This window comes from Pseudomonas sp. GW821-FHT11G12, assembly GCF_058808055.1.
This window is the reverse complement of the sequence record NZ_JBXARH010000001.1, coordinates 630,848-647,359: the sequence shown is the minus strand read 5'-3', so window position 1 is coordinate 647,359 and position 16,512 is coordinate 630,848. Positions and strand designations below refer to the sequence as shown.

General features: G+C 61.6%; 19 protein-coding genes. 11 read left to right on the top strand and 8 right to left on the bottom strand.

Features of this window, described 5'->3' with window-relative positions; translation table 11 throughout:
• Positions 1-34: 34 nt before the first annotated feature.
• The 3 genes from AC1RR7_RS02985 to AC1RR7_RS02975 all read right to left on the bottom strand — a co-directional run bounded on the left by AC1RR7_RS02985 (position 35) and on the right by AC1RR7_RS02975 (position 1,255).
• Positions 35-181, bottom strand: a complete 147-nt coding sequence (locus AC1RR7_RS02985) for a hypothetical protein (protein WP_169430743.1) — start codon at positions 179-181, stop codon at positions 35-37.
• Between the two features lie 64 nt (positions 182-245).
• Positions 246-557 (bottom strand): AzlD domain-containing protein, encoded by a 312-nt coding sequence (locus AC1RR7_RS02980; protein ID WP_164872179.1) that lies wholly within the window; start codon positions 555-557, stop codon positions 246-248.
• Positions 557-1,255: an AzlC family ABC transporter permease gene (locus tag AC1RR7_RS02975; protein WP_493156035.1), complete on the bottom strand. Its 699-nt coding sequence runs from the start codon at positions 1,253-1,255 to the stop codon at positions 557-559. The genes AC1RR7_RS02980 and AC1RR7_RS02975 overlap by 1 nt, the downstream gene beginning before the upstream one ends.
• A gap of 154 nt (positions 1,256-1,409) precedes the next feature.
• On the opposite strand from AC1RR7_RS02975, the gene AC1RR7_RS02970 reads away from it, so the two are divergent.
• Complete coding sequence (locus AC1RR7_RS02970; protein ID WP_096820132.1) at positions 1,410-1,796, top strand: DUF2784 domain-containing protein; 387 nt, start codon at positions 1,410-1,412, stop codon at positions 1,794-1,796.
• On the opposite strand, the gene AC1RR7_RS02965 is transcribed toward AC1RR7_RS02970, so the two are convergent.
• Positions 1,793-2,314, bottom strand: a complete 522-nt coding sequence (locus tag AC1RR7_RS02965; protein WP_493156033.1) for a DUF3087 family protein — start codon at positions 2,312-2,314, stop codon at positions 1,793-1,795. The genes AC1RR7_RS02970 and AC1RR7_RS02965 overlap by 4 nt on opposite strands.
• A 211-nt stretch (positions 2,315-2,525) precedes the next feature.
• Between AC1RR7_RS02965 and ppnN the strand changes: the two genes are divergently transcribed.
• The 3 genes from ppnN (at position 2,526) to AC1RR7_RS02950 (ending at position 5,127) form a co-directional block, all read left to right on the top strand.
• Positions 2,526-3,899: a nucleotide 5'-monophosphate nucleosidase PpnN gene (gene ppnN, locus AC1RR7_RS02960; RefSeq protein WP_064597381.1), complete on the top strand. Its 1,374-nt coding sequence runs from the start codon at positions 2,526-2,528 to the stop codon at positions 3,897-3,899.
• Between the two features lie 165 nt (positions 3,900-4,064).
• Entirely contained in the window at positions 4,065-4,799 is a 735-nt protein-coding gene (locus tag AC1RR7_RS02955) for a substrate-binding periplasmic protein (RefSeq protein ID WP_096820137.1), read from the top strand.
• Between the two features lie 106 nt (positions 4,800-4,905).
• A complete protein-coding gene (locus AC1RR7_RS02950; RefSeq protein WP_096820138.1) occupies positions 4,906-5,127 on the top strand; it encodes a hypothetical protein in 222 nt (73 codons plus the stop codon).
• Here the strand turns inward: AC1RR7_RS02950 and AC1RR7_RS02945 are convergent.
• The 3 genes from AC1RR7_RS02945 to AC1RR7_RS02935 form a co-directional block, all read right to left on the bottom strand.
• On the bottom strand, positions 5,121-6,524 hold the full coding sequence (locus AC1RR7_RS02945; RefSeq protein ID WP_493156031.1) for an FAD/NAD(P)-binding protein: 1,404 nt from the start codon (positions 6,522-6,524) through the stop codon (positions 5,121-5,123). The two genes, AC1RR7_RS02950 and AC1RR7_RS02945, sit on opposite strands and share 7 nt — an antisense overlap.
• A gap of 59 nt (positions 6,525-6,583) precedes the next feature.
• Positions 6,584-7,987 carry an LLM class flavin-dependent oxidoreductase gene (locus AC1RR7_RS02940; protein ID WP_493156029.1) on the bottom strand — a complete coding sequence of 468 codons (1,404 nt, stop codon included), beginning with the start codon at positions 7,985-7,987 and terminating at the stop codon, positions 6,584-6,586.
• 216 nt (positions 7,988-8,203) lie between these two features.
• Positions 8,204-8,767, bottom strand: a complete 564-nt coding sequence (locus tag AC1RR7_RS02935; protein WP_493156027.1) for a helix-turn-helix domain-containing protein — start codon at positions 8,765-8,767, stop codon at positions 8,204-8,206.
• 85 nt (positions 8,768-8,852) lie between these two features.
• Here AC1RR7_RS02935 and AC1RR7_RS02930 point away from each other — a divergent pair, with 85 nt between their 5' ends.
• From AC1RR7_RS02930 to AC1RR7_RS02900, 7 genes are all read left to right on the top strand, one after another.
• The gene (locus AC1RR7_RS02930) at positions 8,853-9,791 is read left to right on the top strand and encodes a DMT family transporter (RefSeq protein WP_102620905.1); all 939 of its coding nucleotides are present in this window, start codon (positions 8,853-8,855) and stop codon (positions 9,789-9,791) included.
• Positions 9,792-9,953: 162 nt separating this feature from the next.
• Positions 9,954-12,854: a monovalent cation/H+ antiporter subunit A gene (locus AC1RR7_RS02925; RefSeq protein ID WP_102620904.1), complete on the top strand. Its 2,901-nt coding sequence runs from the start codon at positions 9,954-9,956 to the stop codon at positions 12,852-12,854.
• A complete protein-coding gene (locus AC1RR7_RS02920) occupies positions 12,854-13,198 on the top strand; it encodes a Na+/H+ antiporter subunit C (RefSeq protein ID WP_096820144.1) in 345 nt (114 codons plus the stop codon). The genes AC1RR7_RS02925 and AC1RR7_RS02920 overlap by 1 nt, the downstream gene beginning before the upstream one ends.
• Positions 13,195-14,874 (top strand): monovalent cation/H+ antiporter subunit D, encoded by a 1,680-nt coding sequence (locus tag AC1RR7_RS02915; protein WP_493156025.1) that lies wholly within the window; start codon positions 13,195-13,197, stop codon positions 14,872-14,874. Before AC1RR7_RS02920 ends, AC1RR7_RS02915 begins: the two co-directional genes overlap by 4 nt.
• Positions 14,871-15,359 carry a Na+/H+ antiporter subunit E gene (locus tag AC1RR7_RS02910; RefSeq protein WP_493156023.1) on the top strand — a complete coding sequence of 163 codons (489 nt, stop codon included), beginning with the start codon at positions 14,871-14,873 and terminating at the stop codon, positions 15,357-15,359. The genes AC1RR7_RS02915 and AC1RR7_RS02910 overlap by 4 nt, the downstream gene beginning before the upstream one ends.
• On the top strand, positions 15,356-15,634 hold the full coding sequence (locus AC1RR7_RS02905; protein ID WP_003225959.1) for a K+/H+ antiporter subunit F: 279 nt from the start codon (positions 15,356-15,358) through the stop codon (positions 15,632-15,634). The genes AC1RR7_RS02910 and AC1RR7_RS02905 overlap by 4 nt, the downstream gene beginning before the upstream one ends.
• Positions 15,631-15,993, top strand: a complete 363-nt coding sequence (locus AC1RR7_RS02900; protein WP_096820147.1) for a Na+/H+ antiporter subunit G — start codon at positions 15,631-15,633, stop codon at positions 15,991-15,993. The genes AC1RR7_RS02905 and AC1RR7_RS02900 overlap by 4 nt, the downstream gene beginning before the upstream one ends.
• On the opposite strand, the gene AC1RR7_RS02895 is transcribed toward AC1RR7_RS02900, so the two are convergent.
• Complete coding sequence (locus AC1RR7_RS02895) at positions 15,990-16,430, bottom strand: DUF3995 domain-containing protein (protein ID WP_493156021.1); 441 nt, start codon at positions 16,428-16,430, stop codon at positions 15,990-15,992. The genes AC1RR7_RS02900 and AC1RR7_RS02895 overlap by 4 nt on opposite strands.
• Positions 16,431-16,512 lie beyond the last annotated feature (82 nt).

The following is a 16,512-nucleotide window of genomic DNA, read 5'->3' as shown; positions in this document are numbered from 1 at the left end:
GCCCCGCAATCGCGGGGCTTTTTCGTAGTAGCGCTCAAGGTTTGAGCGGGCGTTCCTGGTCGCGATCGGACAACTCGCGGCTGTCGTCATGTTTCCAGGTCTGCTCCTTGTGTTTCTCCCGCTCGATCTCTTCTTCGCTCGGTTCTTCATCTTCTTCGGGACGTTTCTGCTCGGTTGCCATGTTCACCTCGCTGCCATAAGTCGTCAGTCATCCTTACAGCGTAGAACAAATTCAGACAGGCAACTTACAACCACCAGCGCAACAGAAAGAAGAACGCCATACTCAATAGCATGCTAAGCAACGTATTACGCGTGTAGATCACTAGTCCGATGGCGACTAAAGAACTCAGCAAATAGGGATTATCCCACTGCAGATTCAGCTGTTTATCCGGCATGAACACGATCGGCCCGCAAATCGCGGTCAACATCCCCGGTACGGCGAAACCCAGAAATTGCCGTGCGTTACTGCTCAAACGCACCGGCAAGCGCGGTTCGAGAAATACGTAGCGGTTGAGAAATACCAGAATCCCCATGCCGAAAATCACTGCCCAGACGATCATGTGCGCTCCCGATATAGCTTGTTGCAGATAAACCCTGCGGTCATTCCCGCCAGTCCCGACAGCACCAGCGCCGAGCCCCACTGCCAATAACTGAACAACACCGAGCAGAACAGCGACACCGCCACGCAAACCACGGTCGGCACGTTGCGCACCACCGGGGTGATCAGGGCGATGAAGGTCGCGGCAATCGAGAAGTCCAGCCCCAGGTGCTCAAGTCCCGGAATGCTGCTGCCGAGCACGATGCCGGCCAGGGTGAAGAGGTTCCAGGCGATATAGAACGTCAGGCCGACGCCGAGGGCATACCAGCGATTGAACTGCTGACGGTCGTGCTGACTGGTCAGGGCAAACAGTTCATCGGTGAGCAAAAAGCCCAGGCCAATGCGCCAGCGACCCGGCAACGGCGAAATCACATGGCGCATGCTCATGCCGTAAAGCAAATGCTGCGACGTCAGCAGCAGCGTGGTCAGCAATATCGAGAAAATCCCGGCACCGCCCTTGAGCATGCCGATCGCTACCAGTTGCGCAGCACCGGCAAACACGATGCTCGACAGGCCCTGCCCTTGCAGCGGCGTGAGGTTGGCTTCGATCGCCATGGAGCCGGCCAGCAGCCCCCACGGCGCGGTCGCCAGGGATAACGGCATGATCGCCGCGGCTCCGCGAAGAAAGGCACTGCGCGGAATTAATGAGTCAGACATAACGCTCTTCAACCGTGAGACAAGACCCCGGACTCTGCCAGTAAACGCCTTTTCATGGCTTGAACAATCTTGCGCAGTTGCCAGAAATCTCTCAGCCGCGCGCCGCCGACCGGCGTACCATTGCAGCCACTCACATCTTCGTCAGGGAGACGACATGCTGTATCGAATTGCCGCCGACGGGCTGGTGCTGTTTCACCTATCGTTCATTCTGTTCGTGCTGTTTGGCGGGCTATTGGTGCTCAAGTGGCACCGCGTGGCCTGGCTGCATCTGCCGGCCGCAACCTGGGGCGTGATGGTCGAGGTGTTGCACCTGACCTGCCCGCTGACTTACTGGGAAAACCTGATGCGCCACGCCGCCGGGCAAACCGAGTATGCCGGTGGTTTCATCGAGCATTACGTCTGGCCGATCATCTACCCGGCGGGGCTGACCCCGCAGATTCAACTAGCGCTGGGCAGCGTGGTGCTGGCGATCAACCTGCTGGTATACGGGCGTCTGATCCGTCAGTGGAAACTGCGTCGCGCCGCCCGCATTCCGTTTTAACGCGACTTCAAGGCTTCCAGCCAGGCCGGATCGAGGCGCGTCTGATCGGTGTCCAGACCGAGCGCCTCCATCCGAGCCTTGTGCGCCTCGACTTCCCGATGCAATTGCGCATGATCGCTGGAGTTGCCGTCCAATTCGTGCATTTGGGTCAGGCCAAGATGATAGAAACGCAGTACTTTCATCGCCGTCGGATTCCCCTTCTCGACCGCCGCCGTCACCTGATGCATGACGTTGGTCACGCTCATCAGGCTGCGCTTGAGCCGCCAGCCATATACCGCCGGGGCCATCCAGGTCTGATTCCAGAAACGCCCGCGCAACAACGCCGCCGTCAATAGAAATGCGCCGAACACCCCGCCGACATTGAACCGCAGATTATCCCCGCCCGGCTCGCCGAACAGCGCCACCGCCACGGTCGAAAACGCCATCGCCAGTAACAGGAACAGCAGCGCGATGATCAGCGTGCTGCGCCGGGTCTGCTGGCGATAAGTGATGGCATCGATCGGTTGAATCTCGAACATCGTGACAGGCTTCCATGGCTTGAAATAAAAAGAGGCCGGCGCATTATCGCCTCTGAGGCGGATTTAGCTATGCTGGAGCTCCTTTTCATCTTTTCAGCGTCCAACGGGGACATGGCGATACCACGCAGATCGTGCCATCTTCATTCATGGATACACACTATTCGGATGCCATTGGCCAGGCCGGCAATGACATCGTTTTAAGGATCACTGCATGACCCAACGACACGTAATCAATGCCTCGGTCAGCCCAAAAGGCAGCCTGGAAACCCTTTCCCAACGTGAAGTTCAGCAACTGAGCCAGGCCGGAACCGGCAGTACCTACACCCTCTTCCGCCAGTGCGCCCTGGCAATCCTCAATACTGGCGCCCATGTCGACAACGCAAAAACCATTCTGGAAGCCTACAAAGACTTCGAAATCCGCATCCACCAGCAGGATCGCGGCGTGCGCCTGGAACTGCTGAACGCCCCGGCCGACGCCTTCGTCGACGGCGAAATGATCGCCAGCACCCGGGAAATGCTGTTCAGTGCCCTGCGCGACATCGTCTACACCGAGAACGAACTCGATGCCCTGAGCATCGACCTGAGCACCTCACAGGGCATCAGCGACTACGTCTTCCACCTGCTGCGCAACGCGCGCACCCTGCGTCCGGGCGTCGAGCCGAAGATCGTCGTGTGCTGGGGCGGTCACTCGATCAACACCGAAGAATACAAATACACCAAGAAAGTCGGCCACGAACTGGGCCTGCGCAGCCTCGATATCTGCACCGGCTGCGGCCCCGGCGTGATGAAAGGCCCGATGAAAGGCGCGACCATCGCCCATGCCAAACAACGCATCCACGGTGGCCGCTATCTGGGCCTGACCGAACCGGGCATCATCGCCGCCGAGGCGCCGAACCCGATCGTCAATGAGCTGGTGATCCTGCCGGACATCGAAAAGCGCCTCGAAGCCTTCGTCCGCGTCGGCCACGGCATCATTATCTTCCCGGGCGGCGCCGGCACCGCCGAAGAGTTCCTGTACCTGCTGGGCATCCTGATGCACCCGGACAACGCCGGCCTGCCGTTCCCGGTGATCCTGACCGGGCCGAAACATGCCGCGCCGTACCTGGAGCAACTGGACGCTTTCGTCACCGCCACGCTCGGCGAAGCAGCGAAACAGCACTACGAAATCATCATCGACGACCCGGCCGAAGTGGCGCGCCAGATGACCGCGGGCCTCAAAGCCGTGAAGCAGTTCCGCCGCGAACGCAACGACGCGTTCCACTTCAACTGGCTGCTGAAGATCGACGAAGGCTTCCAGCGTCCGTTCGACCCGACCCACGAAAACATGGCCAACCTCAAGCTGCACCGCGACCAGCCGCCCCACGAACTGGCAGCCAACCTGCGCCGCGCGTTCTCCGGAATCGTCGCCGGCAACGTCAAGGACAAGGGCATTCGCCTGATCGAGGAACACGGGCCGTATCAGATCCGTGGCGACGCCGCGATCATGCAACCGCTGGACCTGCTGCTCAAAGCCTTCGTCGCCCAGCACCGGATGAAACTGCCGGGCGGCGCGGCGTACGTGCCGTGCTATCGCGTGGTTTCCTGACCGCAATCGATGCAGTTTGACCATGAGGGAGTGAGCTCGCTCCCTCATGGCTCATCGACACTACCGATCCGCCCTGCTCTCTGACACAAAAGCCCCGCTGATTCCCCACGACAGCCGTCATGTGGGCGTACTAAGCTGGGCGATTGATTTGTTCAGGGACGATCCATGAAACGTTTTGCCGCCTGCCTGCTGTCTTTTCTGGCCCTGACGGCCAATGCGGCAGATCTGCAACTGCTCACCGACAATCATCCTCCGCTGCATTTCCTTCAGGGCGATCAACTGGTGGGCTTCGGCGTGGATGTGGTGCAGGCCCTGGCCGCGCAGACCGGCGATCGCATTCACTTGCAGCAAGTGCCGCTGCTGCGCGCCCTGCGCATGGCCAGCGATACCCCGGACACCGGCGTATTTACTGTCCTGCGCACCGACGCACGCGACGACAGCTACCAATGGGTCGGGCCGTTGATCGAAGTCGAAACCGCGCTGTATGCCCACGACAATTTTCACCCACCGGTACGCAGCCTGCGTGAAGCCGATCACCTGGGCCGGATCACCGTGCCACGCAAATGGCTGGTCTACAGCTATTTGCAGGAACAGGACCTGACCAACCTTTACGGCGTGGAAACCCCGGAACAAATGATGCGTCTGTTCAGTCTCGGGCGGACCGACTTTGTGGTGTCCGACACCTTGTCCAGCGCCGCCCTCGCCCGCGAGCAAGGCATGGAACCGGGGCGTTTGCAGTACCAGTTGCCGTTGATGAAGCAGGACACCTACATCGCATTCTCCCGACAGACCGATCCCAAACAGGTCGCACGCTGGCAACAGGCACTGGATACGCTGCGCGCCGACGGCCGCCTGGAGAAAATGCGCCAGCGCTGGCTGAGCAATACCCTGCCGCGCTGATCACGCATCAACGCCTTTGATAACAACTATCTGAAAAGGTGTTTTTTCTTCTGGCGCCCGTGGCCATAAAGTGGCGGTCATCTTCTTCCCACTTTCTGGTGCACCCATGAAAGACTTCATTGCCCTCGGGTTCATCGTCGCGCTGATCGGCGCCACTTCAGCGATTGCCAACGCCCACGGCAACGGGCACGTCGTAGCCATGACCAGTGTCGGCCAGTCCGGCACATTGAACGTCGACACCGTCGGCCTTGGCAGCGAAGCCACGGGCAGCCTGGAGCAGACGCTCTACGTTGCGCAGAACGCCTCCGAGTACGGTTACGACTATTGAGCCACCAGCCGCGCCGCCAACGCCTTGGCCTGCGACGCGACATCGGTCACTGCGGTACTTTCCCACCACATCCCTCTGAGTGGCGGGCCCATCGCGAACAGTCTTTGTGACACCTTTCCCTGAGCATCCAGCACCGCGCCGTCCACCGCCGCCGCAATTCCCAATGCCAATGGCCCCGGTTGCACCAACCCACGGGCCAGCAACTGCTGCGGCAAGGGCCGGTCTACCCGGCGCCAGTCATACTCGATACCACTGGAGTTGATCAGCGCCGCGCCTTGCACCATGCGTGTCTCACTCTCACCCCGACGACGGACGCGAATGCCGACACCTCCGCCCGACACCGGCTCAAGACCTTTATAGGACGCGGCGTGAATACGCAGGCGCCCTTCGCGGTGCAGACGCTCGACCAGCTCCGCACTCAGCGGCGGCGAACGATGGTGATGGCTCTCCCACCACGGCCGCACATGCCGCACGAATTGCCGGCGCTGCGCATCGCTCGCCTGGCTCCACAGCCGACCGATGTGCGCGCGCACCGTATCCAGCGGCGCCTGCCAGTCGATGCCTTGGGCGATGGCGACCTGGCAATGCCGGCGCAATTCGCGCAGCAACTGGCGTGGCGTGCGGAGGCTGTGATCCTCGGCGAGAAAGTCCACCCATGCCGGCGGCTGTCGACGCACATGGGGCAGCAGTCCGTGCCGGGAAAACACTTCGATCGGCCCGCGATGCCCGGCCTGCTCCAGCGAGACCACGGCATCGACCATGGTCAGGCCGGAGCCGATGATCAACACCGTCGATTGCGGATCGAGCTGGCGCATGGCGCCCACATCCCACGGGTCGAGCGCGGCGGCATTGAGGCCGCTGGACTGCTTTTGCGGCGTACGGGCGGCGGGGAACATGCCGGTGGCGAGCACCGCAAAAGCGCCTTGCAGTCGCTGGTCGTCGCTCAAGGTGAGTTGCACCGAATCAACTGAAGCCTGTACATCAATCACCTCTGCGCGCACGTGCTCGACCGTCGAACCATGCTGCGCGCCCACCTGCTGCGCTTCGGCCAGACGCTGCTGCACATAGACGCCGAACAGGCCCCGGGGTGGAAACAGTTCGCTGACCGGTACATGTTGCTGATCGGATTCAGGCCAGCCGCCGCTGGCAATATGATTGGTCAGCCATTGGGTCAAGTCATCGGCATTGTCCGGGTCGACGCTCATCCGCGCGGCATTGCCGTTGAGCGTGTGGCCCAGCTCCACCGCACTGTACGCTTCGCCCCGACCCAGTTCGGCCCGGGGCTCGATCACCAGAATCCGTCGCCGCCCCGGCAGACGCAGCAATTGCACCGCCAGCATCGCGCCGCTGAGGCCACCGCCGACAATCAGGATGTCGGCCGTATCGGTTTGAGTCATGCCATTCTCGCTGCAGAGGGTTTGCTCAAGTCAGTGTCGTGCAGACGCTGCGAGCGAGTCTAGACAGACGCGACCTTTTTCTCCTGCCGATGCAGCTCGCCCAGGTTTCGATAGCCGCTGCCCGGATGGATCTGCGGCAATTTCGGTCCTTCGCCAAACAGCTTTTCGCGCAACGTGCCCGGCGTGTATTCGGTCTTGTAAACACCGCGTTTCTGCAACTCCGGCACCAGCAATTCCACGGCGTCGATGAAGGTTTCGTGGGTCAGCGCGTAGGCCAGATTGAAGCCGTCGACATCGGTTTCGTCGACCCATTCCTGCAACAGGTCCGCCACCGTTTCCGGGCTGCCGACGAACAACGGGCCGAAACCGCCGATGCCGACCCAGTCGGCCAGTTCGTTGGGGGTCCAGACCTTGTTCGGATCCGCCGTGGAAAACGCCTCGACCGCCGACTGAATCGCGTTGGTGTGCACATGCTTGAGCGGTTCGTCCGGTTTGAAGCGGCTGAAGTCGATGCCGGTCCAGCCCGAAATCAGCGCCATCGCGCCCTCGTAGCTGACCCAGGATTTGTACTCCTCGAACTTGGCTTTGGCCTTGGCATCGGTTTCGCCGAGGATCACCGTTTGCAGGTTGAAGATCAGGATCTTCGACGGATCGCGCCCTGCCTCCGCAGCGCGGCGGCGAATGTCGGCTACGGTTTTCTTCAGCAGCACTTTCGACGGCGCAGCGACGAAAACGCACTCGGCATGCTCGGCAGCAAACTGCTTGCCCCGGTTGGAAGCGCCCGCCTGATAGAGAACCGGCGTGCGCTGCGGCGACGGTTCGCAGAGGTGAATGCCCGGCACCTGGAAGTGTTTTCCGTGGTGGCGGATCTCGTGGATTTTGCTCGGGTCACTGAAAATCCGCCGTTCGCGATCCCGCAGAATCGCGCCCTCTTCCCAACTGCCTTCCCAGAGTTTGTAGCAGACCTCCAGGTATTCTTCGGCGAAGTCGTAGCGCGCGTCGTGTTCAGTCTGGGCTTGCTGACCGATGTTCTTCGCACCGCTCTCCAGATAGGACGTGACGATGTTCCAGCCGGCGCGGCCCTTGGTCAGGTGATCGAGGGTCGAGAGGCGTCGGGCGAACGTATACGGATGTTCGAAGGACAACGAAGCTGTCAGGCCGAACCCCAGGTGTTCGGTCACCAGCGCCATCGGCGGGATCAGTTGCAACGGATCGTTGACCGGCACCTGCGCCGCCTGCCGGATGGCCGCCTCGCCATTGCCGTTGTACACGTCGTAGATGCCCAGCACGTCGGCGATGAACAAGCCGTCGAATTTGCCGCGCTCAAGGATTTTCGCCAGATCGGTCCAGTACTCCAGATCCTTGTACTGCCAGGAACGATCCCGAGGGTGAGCCCACAGGCCCGGTGACTGATGGCCGACGCAGTTCATGTCGAAGGCGTTGAGGCGGATTTCACGGGGCATCAGACGGCACTCCCGATTTTCAGGAGGCATTTGGAGGTGTGATTTGAGGTGGTCATGTGAGGCGACTCCGTGGTTTCCGGATGAGGATCCAGAACCCTTAGCAGGAGTCGTGCCTGAATATATTTTCTTTATTTATCAATAGATTGATAGAACAACTTAAAGCAGTCTGCACGCAGAATAGAGCAAACTGTTTATCCGCTGTCGGCCCTGCAACAGTCAGATCACCACATTACGCACGAACCGCGCCGCGACGTCCCCGTCATTGCGATAGGTGTGCGGCTGGTTGCTGGCGAACATGAAAAACTCGCCGGCGGCGATGTGCTGCGGCTGGTCGCCGAGCATCAGGGTCAAGCAGCCTTCAAAGACGAAAATCTGCTCGCTCCAGCCCTCGGCGTCCGGTTGCGAGGGATAGACCTCACCCGGTTGCAGGCACCATTCCCACTGTTCCACCGCGCGGGTGGCGTTGGCCTTGGACAGTAAAACGGCTTTGCTGCCGGGAATGCTGCCGGCCCAGGCGAGTTCGTTGATACGGCCCGGATCGCGGTTGTCCGGGGCCTGGATCAGATCGCTGAACGCCACTTCGAGGGCTTCGGCGACACGATCGAGGGTGGTCAGGCTGACGTTTTTTTCGCCGGCCTCGATCGCGACCAGCATGCGCCGGCTGACCCCGGACTTTTCTGCGAGGGCCGTCTGGCTCATGTCGGCGGCGTGGCGCAGGCGTCGGACGTTCTGGCTGACGTGTTGCAGGACCGAAGCCCGCTGTACAGAATCTTTGTGCACTATATTGCTCACTGGCTGAGGTTGGGCAGTATACTGCGCAACATTTGGCGCATTGTGCGTCGCCTCTTCAAAAGTGCGCAAGGTCATGACGTCAGCCAACTCTCCTCAAACTCCCCTGCGGTTTTCCCGGTTCAGCAAAGCCGAGTGCGTGCTGGTGCTGATCACCATGCTTTGGGGGGGCACCTTTTTGCTGGTCCAGCACGCGATGACCGTCAGCGGGCCGATGTTTTTCGTTGGCCTGCGCTTTGCCGCAGCGGCGAGCATCGTCGCGCTGTTTTCGTGGAAACACCTGCGTGAGCTGACCTTGTTCGAACTCAAGGCCGGCGCGTTCATCGGCGTGGCGATCATGCTCGGCTATGGCTTGCAGACCGTTGGCTTGCAGACCATACCCAGCAGTCAATCGGCGTTCATCACCGCGTTGTACGTGCCGTTTGTGCCGCTGCTGCAATGGTTGGTACTCGGTCGTCGTCCCGGTTTGATGCCGAGCATCGGGATCATGCTGGCGTTTACCGGGTTGATGCTGCTGTCGGGGCCGTCCGGCGCTTCGTTGAATTTCAGTCCCGGTGAAATCGCCACACTGATCAGCGCCATCGCCATAGCGGCGGAGATCATCCTGATCAGCACTTATGCGGGCCAGGTCGATGTGCGCCGGGTAACGGTGGTGCAACTGGCGGTGACCTCGGCACTGGCGTTTTTGATGGTGGTGCCGACCGGTGAAGCGCTTCCGGACTTCTCGTGGTTACTGCTGAGCACCGCCCTGGGATTAGGTGCGATGAGCGCGGCGATTCAGGTGGCGATGAACTGGGCGCAGAAAAGCGTTTCGCCGACTCGTGCGACCTTGATCTACGCGGGTGAGCCGGTCTGGGCCGGGATCGCTGGTCGGATTGCCGGGGAGCGTCTGCCGGCGATTGCGTTGGTGGGCGCCGGGTTGATTGTGGCGGCGGTGATCGTCAGTGAGTTGAAGACCAAGGGCAAAACCACGTCGGACCTCGAAGAAGAGCTGAGCCGCGAAACCGAGCACTGATCGAGCCCACGCCAAAGCGTGGGTTCACGCATTTCCCCTCCCTGAAACAATGTGAACCAAACAATTTGCGGCTACTTTGTAGGATTCAGAGACATCCTCGCGTTTGGTGATCCGGGAGCTGGCACGTATGATGCTTCACAAACTTCCGCAGATTAGAAGCCTATGTCCCTGATAGTTCTACTGCTTCTGCCTTTTGTGGGCAGCTGTCTGGCAGCCGTGTTGCCGCACAACGCACGTAACGCCGAATCCCTGTTGGCAGGTCTGGTCGCTTTGATCGGTACTGTCCAGGTCGCCTTGCTGTTCCCGCAAATCGCCCATGGCGGCGTGATCCGTGAAGAGTTCATGTGGCTGCCCAGCCTGGGCCTGAACTTCGTCCTGCGCATGGACGGCTTCGCCTGGCTGTTCTCGATGCTGGTGCTGGGCATCGGCACCCTCGTTTCCTTGTATGCCCGTTATTACATGTCGCCGGATGACCCGGTGCCGCGTTTCTTCGCGTTCTTTCTGGCGTTCATGGGCGCCATGCTCGGGCTGGTGATCTCGGGCAACCTGATCCAGATCGTGTTTTTCTGGGAGCTGACCAGCCTCTTCTCGTTCCTGTTGATCGGCTACTGGCACCACCGCCACGACGCCCGGCGCGGCGCCTATATGGCGCTGATGGTTACCGGTGCCGGCGGATTGTGCCTGCTGGCGGGGGTCATGATCCTCGGCCATGTGGTCGGCAGCTATGACCTGGACAAGGTCCTGGCCGCCGGCGATCAGATTCGCGCACATGCCCTCTACCCCATCCTGCTTCCCCTCATTCTCATCGGCGCCCTCAGCAAAAGCGCCCAGTTCCCCTTCCACTTCTGGCTGCCCCACGCCATGGCGGCGCCGACACCGGTTTCGGCCTATCTGCACTCGGCGACCATGGTCAAGGCCGGGGTCTTCTTGCTCGCGCGGTTATGGCCGTCGCTGTCCGGCAGCGAAGAATGGTTCTACATCGTCAGCGGTGCCGGCGCCGCCACGCTGTTGCTCGGCGCGTACTGCGCGATGTTCCAGAACGACCTCAAGGGGCTGCTGGCCTACTCGACCATCAGCCATCTCGGCCTGATCACCTTACTGCTGGGCCTGAACAGTCCGCTGGCAGCGGTCGCGGCGGTGTTCCACATTCTCAACCACGCGACTTTCAAGGCTTCGCTGTTTATGGCCGCCGGGATCATCGACCACGAAAGTGGCACCCGCGACATCCGCAAGCTCAACGGCCTGTTCAAACTGATTCCGTTCACCGCCACTCTGGCGATGGTCGCCAGTGCGTCCATGGCCGGCGTGCCGTTGCTCAACGGTTTCCTGTCGAAAGAAATGTTCTTCGCCGAAACCGTGTTCATCAATGCCACAGCGTGGGTTGAAGCCGCGCTGCCCATCGTGGCGACCATCGCCGGAACGTTCAGCGTTGCGTACTCGCTGCGCTTTACCGTCGACGTGTTCTTCGGCCCGACCGCCACCGATCTGCCGCACACCCCGCACGAGCCGCCACGCTGGATGCGTGCACCGGTTGAGTTGCTGGTATTCACCTGTTTGCTGGTAGGGATTTTCCCGGCTCAAGTGGTCGGCCCGTTGCTGGCCGCCGCGGCGTTGCCGGTGGTCGGTGGCGTGCTGCCGGAATACAGTCTGGCGATCTGGCACGGTCTCAATGCACCGATGATCATGAGCCTGATCGCCATGTCCGGCGGCATCGTGGTCTACCTGTTGTTGCGTAATCAGCTCAAGCGTGGCCGCTTCAAGTTCCCGCCGCTGGTGGGCCGTTTCAACGGCAAGCGTCTGTTCGAGCGCAGCCTGGTGGCGATGATGCGCCTGGCCCGACGTCTGGAGCGGCGAATCGGCACCAAACGCCTGCAAACGCAGTTGTTCCTGATGGTATTGGCGGCAGTGCTCGCCGGGCTGATCCCGATGCTGCACAGCAGCCTGAGCTGGGGTGACCGGCCGAAGATCCCCGGCTCCATCGTGTTCGTGACCCTGTGGCTGCTGGCAATCGCCTGCGCCCTCGGCGCCGCGTGGCAGGCCAAGTATCACCGTCTCGCCGCCCTGACCATGGTCAGCGTCTGCGGCCTGATGACTTGCGTGACCTTCGTCTGGTTCTCGGCACCGGATCTGGCCCTGACACAACTGGTGGTCGAAGTGGTGACCACGGTGCTGATCCTGCTGGGCCTGCGCTGGCTGCCACGACGGATCGAAGAGGTTTCGCCGCTGCCGAGCAGCCTGCGCAAGGCCCGTGTGCGGCGTCTGCGCGACTTGCTGCTGTCGATTGCCGTCGGCGGCGGCATGGCGCTGCTGTCCTACGCGATGCTGACCCGGCAGACCCCGAACGACATTTCCTCGTTCTACCTGAGCCGCGCCCTGCCTGAAGGCGGCGGCAGCAACGTGGTCAACGTGATGCTGGTGGACTTCCGTGGTTTCGACACCCTCGGGGAAATCACCGTACTGGTGGCCGTGGCGCTGACCGTATTCGCCCTGCTGCGACGCTTCCGCCCACCGAAAGAAAGCCTGCAACTGCCAGCCCAGCAACGCCTGCTGGCGCCGGACGTGGTCACCGATCTGGTCAACCCGCGCTCGGCCAGCGACACCGCACTCGGCTTCATGATGGTGCCGGCGGTGCTGGTTCGCCTGTTGCTGCCGATTGCATTGGTGGTGTCGTTCTACCTGTTCCTGCGCGGCCACAACCAACCGGGCGGCGGGTTCGTCGCCGGCCTGGTGATGTCGGTGGCGTTCATCCTGCAATACATGGTCGCCGGCACCCAGTGGGTCGAGGCGCAAATGAGCCTGCGACCGCTGCGCTGGATGGGCACCGGGTTGCTGTTCGCCACGGTCACCGGTCTTGGCGCGATGCTGGCGGGTTATCCGTTCCTCACCACGCACACCTGGCATTTCAGCGTGCCGGTGCTGGGTGACATCCATATCGCCAGCGCCCTGTTCTTCGACATCGGCGTGTATGCGGTGGTGGTCGGTTCGACGTTGTTGATCCTTACCGCCCTCGCCCACCAATCGGTCCGGGGTCACAAAACCGCCGCCATCAAAGGAGCCGTCTGATGGAAGAAGTCATCGCAATCGCCATCGGAGTGCTCGCTGCCTCCGGCGTCTGGCTGATCCTGCGCCCGCGGACGTTCCAGGTGGTCATGGGCCTGTGCCTGCTGTCCTACGGCGTCAACCTGTTCATCTTCAGCATGGGTAGCCTGTTCATCGGCAAGGAACCCAACATCAAGGACGGCGTACCGCAGGATCTGCTCAATTACACCGATCCGCTGCCTCAGGCGCTGGTGTTGACGGCCATCGTCATCAGCTTCGCCATGACCGCGCTGTTTCTGGTGGTGCTGCTCGCTTCACGGGGCCTGACCGGCACCGACCATGTGGACGGTCGGGAGCCCAAGGAATGACGGCGATGACTCACCTGATCGCTGCGCCGATTCTGCTGCCGCTGCTGACCGCCGCCATCATGCTGATGCTCGGCGAGAAACACCGGCCGCTGAAGGCCAAGATCAACCTGTTCTCCAGCCTGCTGGGCCTGGGCATTTCCGTGCTGTTGCTGCAATGGACCCAGACCACCGGCGTACCCGGCTCCATCGGCGTCTACCTGCCGGGTAACTGGCAGGTGCCATTCGGCATCGTGCTGGTTGTGGATCGGCTGTCGGCCTTGATGCTGGTGCTGACCGGCATCATCGGCGTCAGCGCCCTGCTGTTCGCCATGGCGCGCTGGGACGGCGCAGGCTCAAGCTTCCACGCACTGTTCCAGATTCAGTTGATGGGCCTGTACGGCGCGTTCCTGACGGCTGACCTGTTCAACCTGTTCGTGTTCTTCGAAGTGCTGCTCGCGGCGTCCTACGGCTTGCTGCTCCACGGCTCGGGCCGGGCACGGGTGTCGTCGGGACTGCATTACATTTCGATCAACCTGCTGGCCTCGTCGCTGTTCCTGATTGGCGCGGCGCTGATCTACGGCGTCACCGGCACGCTGAACATGGCCGACCTCGCAATGAAGATTCCGCTGGTGCCGGAGGCCGATCGTGGCTTGCTGCATGCCGGCGCGGCGATTCTGGCGGTGGCGTTCCTGGCCAAGGCCGGGATGTGGCCGCTGAACTTCTGGCTGGTGCCGGCCTATTCTTCGGCCAGTGCGCCGGTGGCGGCGATGTTCGCGATCATGACCAAGGTCGGCGTCTACACCTTGCTGCGCCTGTGGACGCTGCTGTTCTCCGGGCAGGCCGGCGCCTCGGCCTACTTCGGCGGCGACTGGCTGATCTACGGCGGCATGGCGACCATGCTCTGCGCGGGCGTGGCGATCATCGCCGCGCAACGCCTGGAGCGCATGGCCAGCCTGAGCATTCTGGTATCGGCGGGGATTCTCCTGTCGGCGGTGGGTTTCGCCCAGCCGAACCTGATCGGCGCGGCGCTGTTCTATCTGGTCAGCTCGACTCTGGCACTCAGCGCACTGTTCCTGCTGGCGGAACTGATCGAACGTTCGCGCACCGCCATCGAAATACCGCTCGAAGACGAAAACGAGTTGCTGCCGCGTCCGCAGCAATGGCAACGACCGGTCAAGGGCATCAACCTCGACGACGATCAGCAAGCCGTCGTCGGCCAGGTGATTCCGTGGACCATGGCCTTCCTCGGCTTGAGTTTCATTGCGTGTGCGCTGCTGATCATCGGCATGCCGCCGCTGTCGGGGTTCATTGGCAAGCTGAGCCTGATCGGCGCCCTGCTCAACCCGCTGGGGCTCGGCACTGACGAACCGATCTCAACTGCTGCCTGGACGTTGCTGGCATTGCTGATCCTCACTGGCCTCGGCTCGTTGATGGCTTTCTCGCGATTGGGTATCCAGCGTTTCTGGTCGCCGGAAGAGCGCCCGTCGCCGGTGCTGCGCAAACTCGAATGCGTGCCGATTTTCCTGCTGCTCGGCCTGAGCATCGCCCTGACCTTCAAGGCTGAACCACTGCTGCGTTACACCCAGGCCGCCGCAGACGCCCTGAACAACCCGCAGCAATACGTGATGGCGGTGCTTGGTACGCGCGCCGTGCCAAGCCCGGAAGCCAAGGCTGCGCTGTTGGAGGTGCAACCATGAAGCGTCTGCTTCCTGCTCCGTGGCTGTCGCTTGCGCTGTGGCTGCTGTGGCTGGTGCTGAACCTGTCGATCAGCCCCGGCAACCTGCTGCTGGGGGCGGCGCTGGGTTTCTGCGCGCCGCTGATGATGCGCAAACTGCGCCCGCAACAGATCCACATCCGCCGGCCCGGTGCAATTCTGCGCCTGTTCCTGCTGGTCGGGCGTGACGTGATCATCTCCAATCTGGCGGTGGCCTGGGGCGTGCTCAACGCCGGTCGCCGCCCGCCTCGCTCACGCTTCATCAAGGTGCCACTGGATCTGCGCGATGCCAACGGTCTGGCGGCGCTGTCGATGATCTGTACGGTCGTGCCCGGCACGGTGTGGTCGGAACTGGCGCTGGATCGCAGCATTCTGTTGCTGCACGTCTGGGATCTGGATGACGAGGCGCAATTCATCCAGCACTTCAAGGTCACTTACGAGCGGCCGTTGATGGAGATTTTCGAATGAGCCCACTGCTGTCGAATGCGATTCTGCTGACGCTGTTCCTGTTCTCGCTGGCGATGGTACTGACGCTGATTCGCCTGTTCAAAGGGCCGTCAGCACAGGACCGGGTACTGGCGCTGGACTACCTGTACATCGTCGCCATGCTGATGATGCTGACGCTGGGAATTCGTTACTCCAGTGACACCTATTTCGAAGCGGCGCTGCTGATCGCGCTGTTCGGCTTCGTCGGCTCGTTTGCCCTGGCGAAATTCCTGCTGCGTGGCGAGGTGATCGAATGAACGCTGAATTGTCTCTGTGGGTGGAAATCCCGGTGGCGATCCTGCTGGTACTCAGCGGCGTGTTTGCCCTGATCGGTGCAGCCGGGCTGTTGCGGATGAAGGATTACTTCCAGCGCATGCACCCGCCGGCGCTGGCCTCGACCCTCGGCGCGTGGTGCGTGGCGCTGGCGTCGATCATCTGCTTTTCCGCGCTCAAGTCCGGGCCGGTGCTGCACGCGTGGCTGATCCCGATCTTGCTGTCGATCACCGTGCCGGTGACCACCCTGCTGCTGGCGCGTGCGGCGTTGTTCCGCAAACGTATGGCCGGGGACGATGTGCCGGCCGAGGTGAGCAGCCGACGCACCGAGAGCGGCAGCTAGATCCAGGCAACAGCCAACAGCCCGGCTCCCAGAATCAGACACAGCGGCGAGTAAACCCAAGTGTCGAGCCGGGCAAAGCGCGAACCTTTCACTTCCTTGAAAAAGCCCACCAGTTCCGAATCACCAATCGCCCTTGCAAACATCAGCAGCGCAATTGCGCTGATCACCCACTGCAACGCCCAGTGATGCACCGGCGAAAACCACCAGCCCACCCTCATGCACACCAGTGCGGCAATCAGTAGCAGGGCTGCCGCCACCGCCAACGTGATCCAGCCTGACGGCTTGAACGCCGGTCTGAGCGTCAGCCCGCCGTTATCCACCGGAACCTGCGGCACCACCGCCACAGCCGCCCACTCTCCACCCATCGCCCAATACACATGCATCAGGCTGATCGCCGCAAATATCGTCACCAGCCATTGAGCCAACACAAAGGTCATGGTCGAGAATCCTTTCAAGGGACTTGAACAAAACATCCTAGTCGGCATTTTTACATGTGCACGACCGGTCAGCGGTGCGGTA